Genomic DNA, 5,327 nt, shown 5'->3' on the forward strand with positions numbered 1-5,327 from the left:
CGCAGCGCACGTGGCGCTTGAGAATGTTGCAGAGTCATCGGCTTACCCTCCCAGATCAACCGTGGCATCGAAACGCGAGTCCGGATCGTAACAGGTCGTCCAATGCGTCCGTCAACCACAATCGCATACCACTTTAGACGCATGTGGTTCGCCAGTTGCGCATATTTCTGCTGCATCCGCACATTAAATACCGTCAAAGTGGTCTGCACGAATGTCAGGGGTAGACTTTAGTACCAATTCATTGACATTGGTCCAGTAACCGTGAATCTTCGGGTCGAATCCGTGTAATCGGACGATCCATCCTGGGAGGGAGATCACGATGTTGCATGACCGCCGTACGGCCTCACTACGAGGCCTCCGCCGCACCGCGCTGCATAGCGCGCTGTTCTATGCCCTGTGCAGCACCGCCCTGGTGCCGCTGGTCCACGCACAGGACGCCGCCGCACCGCCCGCACAGCCCACCACCCTGGACCAGGTCCAGGTGACCGGCGTGCGCGGCACCATCCAGACCTCGATCGACAAGAAGCGCGAGGAGACCGTCATCTCCGACGTGCTCGCCGCCGACGACATCGGCGACCTGCCGGCGCTGTCCATCGGTGAAGCCATCGAGACCATCACCGGCGCCTCCACCCATCGCGAGAAGGGCGGCGCCTCGGAAATCTCGATCCGCGGCCTCGGCCCGTTCCTGGGCTCGTCCACCTTCAATGGCCGCGAAGCCACCAACGGCAGCGGCGACCGCTCGGTGAACTTCAACCAGTTCCCGTCCGAGCTGATCAACAGCGTGGCCATCTACAAGACCCAGCGCGCCGACTTCGTCGAAGGCGGCGTGGCCGGCACGGTCAACATGGAAACCGTCAAGCCGCTCCAATACGGCAAGCGCACCATCCAGCTCGATGGGCGCGGCACCTGGCAGGACTACGACAAYCGCCTCAAGGACAAGGACGGGGTGGGCTGGCGCGGTACCGCCAGCTACATCGACCAGTTCGACATGGGCGGCGCCGGCAAGCTCGGCATCTCCGTGGGCGTGCAGGCGCTGGAAGGCAGCAACCCGGAAGAAATGTTCTCCAGCAGCTCCACCTGGGTGGCCTGTGATGGCCGCGAAGTGGTCGGCGCCACCCGCAACTGCACCCAGGTGGACGGCAACCAGGTCGCCAACGGCGTGCCGTACTACCTGGTGCCCAGCAGCCGCATCTACCGCCAGTTCATCGAACACGACAAGCGCGATTCGCAGTTCGCCGCGCTGCAGTGGCGCCCCGGCGACGCATGGGAAGTGAACCTGGATTACCAGCACTCCAAGCGCGACTACACCGAAGACCGCTCGGACCTGTCGCTGTCTTCGATGATGCGCAACCTCAACAACCGCGTGGTCACCGACGATGGGGCGCTGCTGCACCACACCGGCAGCACCACCATCGATTCCACCGGCAACTTCCTGGAGCGCAAGGAGGAATACACCGGTGGCGGCTTCAACGTGATCTTCCGTCCCACCCCGGCCTGGACCCTGTCCACCGACCTGTCCTACTCCAACACCGAGCGCGACCAGATCGAGCGCTCCACCCGCCTGCGCGCCGGGCGTACCGACGTCAACGGCAAGCCGGTGGCCGGCATCAAGAACACCCGCTATGTCGACTACACCTACGACTACAGCGGCGATGTGCCGAGCATCACCCTGGATCCGGCGTTCGATAACAACCCGGACAACTACACCGACTCGGCGCTGATCCGCCGCCGTCAGCAGACCCGCGAACACACCATCCGCGCGCAGCGCTTCGATGCCGCGTTCACCCCGGAAAGCGGCTTCTTCACCGCGTTCAAGGGCGGCCTGCGCCACTCCGAAGCCAGCTACACCGACTTCACCGACACCCGCGACATCACCACCACCAATGTCGCGGCCATCCGCGCGGCCAACCAGGCCTGCCGCCAGGCATTCCCGCAGAAGGACTTCCTGGCCAACGCCAGCGGCAACACCATCGACCAGTGGGCCACCTTCGACAGCCGTTGCCTGTTCAAGGCCTTCACCGGCGTGGACGACACCGGCCTGAGCGCGGACCTGCGCGACCCGGCCAACAACGATGTCACCGAGAAGACCAACGCCATCTACCTGATGGGCGACTACAGCAGCGAATGGTTCGGCCTGCCGGTCACCGGCAACATCGGCGTGCGCTGGGTGCGCACCGATGTCAGCTCGGTTGGCCTGCGCAGCGGCCTGGATGTGATCAACAACCCCGACGGCACCATCACCCTGCGCCCCACCGGCGATTTCACCCGCCAGGTGCTCAAGTCCAGCAATGCCGAATGGCTGCCCAGCTTCAACGCGTCCTTCGAACTGCGCCCGGACCTGTTGCTGCGCGTGGGTGCCTACCGCGCCATGTCGCGTCCCGATCTGGCGGCAGAAGGCTTTGGCCGCAGCTTCACCCTGGACGAGGCCGATACCGACTTCCGCAGCGTGGCCGAGGCGCTGGGTAACATCACCGCCACCGGCAACCCGCGCGCCAAGCCGCTGATGTCCTGGAATGCCGATGTCTCGCTGGAGTGGTACGCCAACGCCGACTCGATCCTGTCCACGGCCATCTACTACAAGCAGTTCAACGGCGGCTCGGTGCCGGTGGTGCTGGGCGAAACCTTCGACATCGACGGCCAGAGCGTCACCGTCCCGGTTGAACAGTTGGCCACCAGCGACCAGAAGAGCGACCTGATCGGCTTCGAGCTGACCGGCTCGCACACCTTCTCCTACCTGCCGGGCATCTTCTCCGGGCTGGGCGTGAAGGCCAGCTACAACTACGCCCACTCCAACTTCAAGACCGAAGACCTGCGCCTGGGCGAGTCCACCGACCCGATCACCGGCGTGTTCACCCCCGGCATCGTCGAGCCGGCCAACATCTTCGGGCTGTCCAAGCACGTGGCCTCGGCCCAGGTGTACTGGGGCCTGGGCAAGCTGGACCTGCAGGCGATCTACAAATACCGGTCGGACTATTACCAGCAGTTCGTCGGCGACCCCTCGCAGAACCGCTACGTGCGCGACAATGGCTCGCTCGACTTCCGCGCCACCTACAAGGTGAACAAGAACCTGTCGCTGTCGCTGTCGGCCAGCAACCTCACCGACGAGCCGCGGGTGTCGGATATGCCCATCCTGGGCAGCTTCCGCGAGTACACCACCTACGGGCGGCGCTATTATCTGGGGGTGCGCTACCGCTTCTGAGGTCAGTGGCGCGGTTTTCCAGGACCGCGCCGCTCTCTGAGGGCGCGGTCGCATGTCGGTCCCCAGTCACCGTAYAGCCAGGTCTTGATGATGTCCGAACCCCGTCTCTACCAGTCCATTGCCGCTGAAATCGTCGCGCTGATCGAGAAGGGCGAATTCCCGCCGGGCTCGCGGCTGCCCGGCGAACGCGACCTGGCCGAGCGCCTGGGCGTCAGCCGGGTGACCGTGCGCGAGGCGGAAATCGCGCTGGAAGCGCAGGGGCTGATCACCATCAAGACCGGCTCGGGCGTGTATGTGAAGGCGCGCCCGTCGCAGGCCCCCGGCGCGTTGCCGGATGTGTCGGCCTTCGACCTCACCGCCGCACGCGCGGTGATCGAGGCCGAAGCGGCGGCCATGGCCGCCAGCCGCATCACCGATGACGAAGTGGAGGCCCTGGCCGGCCTGATCGCGGCCATGGTCGACCCCACCTCGGGCGAAGCGGCGGCCAGCGAGGCCGACCGCCAGTTCCATCTGTCCATCGCGCGGATTGCCGGCAACCCGGTGGTGGAGCACTGCGTGCAGCTGATCTGGCGCATGCGCAACGAGCTGCCGCGGGTGAAGCAGGTCTACGCCAACGTCTGCCACAATGACGATGACACCCGCGACGAAGAACACACCGCCATTCTCGACGCCCTGCGCGCGCGCGACCCGGCCGGCGCACGCCTGGCCATGCGCAACCACTTCCAGCGCCTGTTCGAATCCATGCTGGAAGCCACCGAGAACGAAGCCCTGGCCGAAATCCGTCGGCGCACCCAGCAGGACCGCGAACGCTTCATGGCCGCCACCGGGCACTGAGCCGGGCGCGGGCAGGGTGGCTTATTCGCCCTGGTACTGCTTTTCTTCGACCAGCGCAGAGCCTGCGATACGGTTGATCTCGTTCTTTACCTTCACCCGCTCGCCGTTGGTGCCGTAGACGCCCCGCGCCAGCTGGATGAATGCATCGTCGAACACCTGCGCCGCTTCCTTGTCGCGCAGCTGGTCCTGGATGTCCCACATGCGCACGTTGATTGCCTTGAGCTGATCCTTGAGCGCGTCCAGCCCGGGCTGGCTGGCCAGCTGCTGCTGCCACAGCGGCCACAGGCCATCGAGTTCCTTGCGGACGTTGGCGTTCTTGCCGGCGTCGCTGATGCGTTCGGCCTTGATTTCCAGGATGGTGATCTTGTCGATCAGTTCGCCAATCGACACCGGGGTCAGGATCGCGTCCACGCCATTACTCGCAACAGGTCAGAGCGCCCATGATAGCGCGCGGCCTTTGGCGCATCGTGGACGCAGGATTTACACGGAATTTGCGCCGATCCCCCGGCCGCGCCATGGCGGCTTTACGGCCACTGCGGAAACACTGCCCACCTCGACGGCGCCGCCGTCCGATGGAGTGCTTACCGTGGTGGTTGAACAGAAAAAAGGGCGCGTCGCGCGTCGCTGCAGCGTGCTGCTGCTGGGCCTGATGCTGAGTGGTGCGGCGGCGGCCGCCGTGGAGGGCAACGCGACGCTGACCTCCGATTATGTCTGGCGCGGCAGCTCGCAGAGCGACGGCGACCCGGCCGCGCAGGCGGGCGTCAAACTCGGCAGCGAGCGCGGCTGGTATGCGTCGGTGTGGGGGTCGGGGGTGTCGTTCAAGCCGGACTACGGCGCACGCAGTGAGTTCGACGTGGTGGCCGGTTGGGGCGGGGCGCTGGGCGTGGACTGGGCACTGGACGTCAACCTCACCCGCTATCTCTATCCGTCCAGCAACGTGGACCTGGACTGGACCGAGCTCAACAGCACGCTGACCTGGCAGCAGCGCTACTGGCTGCAGGTGGGTGTGTCCGACGACGCGCTGGCCGGCGGCCATAGCGGCACTTACGCCCAACTGGGCGCCCGCCTGCCGCTGGGCGAGCAGTGGCGGCTGGAAGCGGCGGTGGGTCACTACTGGCTGGCCAGCGCGCAGGCCGACGACTACCTGCACGGCCAGCTCAGCGCCGTCTGGAAGGTCCACGGCCCGTGGGAACTGCGCCTCACCGCGCACGACACCGACCACGCGGCCAAGCGCCTGTTCCCCGGCAACGCCGGTTCCCGCGTGGAGTTCGCCGTCCAAACCACCTTCTAACGT

Annotated in this window: 4 protein-coding genes; 3 read left to right on the forward strand and 1 reads right to left on the reverse strand. The window is 65.7% G+C overall.

Features of this window, described 5'->3' with window-relative positions:
- Positions 1-319 precede the first annotated feature (319 nt).
- Together ACXJKH_RS13840 and ACXJKH_RS13845 are read left to right on the forward strand one after the other, a co-directional pair.
- Positions 320-3,199 carry a TonB-dependent receptor gene (locus tag ACXJKH_RS13840; RefSeq protein ID WP_457320093.1) on the forward strand — a complete coding sequence of 960 codons (2,880 nt, stop codon included), beginning with the start codon at positions 320-322 and terminating at the stop codon, positions 3,197-3,199.
- A 90-nt stretch (positions 3,200-3,289) separates the two neighbouring features.
- Positions 3,290-4,033: a FadR/GntR family transcriptional regulator gene (locus ACXJKH_RS13845; RefSeq protein WP_256777014.1), complete on the forward strand. Its 744-nt coding sequence runs from the start codon at positions 3,290-3,292 to the stop codon at positions 4,031-4,033.
- A gap of 21 nt (positions 4,034-4,054) precedes the next feature.
- On the opposite strand, the gene ACXJKH_RS13850 is transcribed toward ACXJKH_RS13845, so the two are convergent.
- The gene (locus tag ACXJKH_RS13850; RefSeq protein ID WP_256777013.1) at positions 4,055-4,444 is read right to left on the reverse strand and encodes a DUF6165 family protein; all 390 of its coding nucleotides are present in this window, start codon (positions 4,442-4,444) and stop codon (positions 4,055-4,057) included.
- Between the two features lie 238 nt (positions 4,445-4,682).
- On the opposite strand from ACXJKH_RS13850, the gene ACXJKH_RS13855 reads away from it, so the two are divergent.
- Positions 4,683-5,324 carry a TorF family putative porin gene (locus ACXJKH_RS13855; protein ID WP_457320095.1) on the forward strand — a complete coding sequence of 214 codons (642 nt, stop codon included), beginning with the start codon at positions 4,683-4,685 and terminating at the stop codon, positions 5,322-5,324.
- Positions 5,325-5,327 lie beyond the last annotated feature (3 nt).

The organism is Stenotrophomonas sp. P5_B8, assembly GCF_054049855.1.

Bases quoted from the DNA above. Each gene is read 5' to 3' on its own strand.
- ACXJKH_RS13845 (WP_256777014.1), top strand. From the start codon at position 3,290: ATGTCCGAACCCCGTCTCTACCAGTCCATTGCCGCTGAAATCGTCGCG.
- ACXJKH_RS13855 (WP_457320095.1), top strand. From the start codon at position 4,683: ATGCTGAGTGGTGCGGCGGCGGCCGCCGTGGAGGGCAACGCGACGCTG.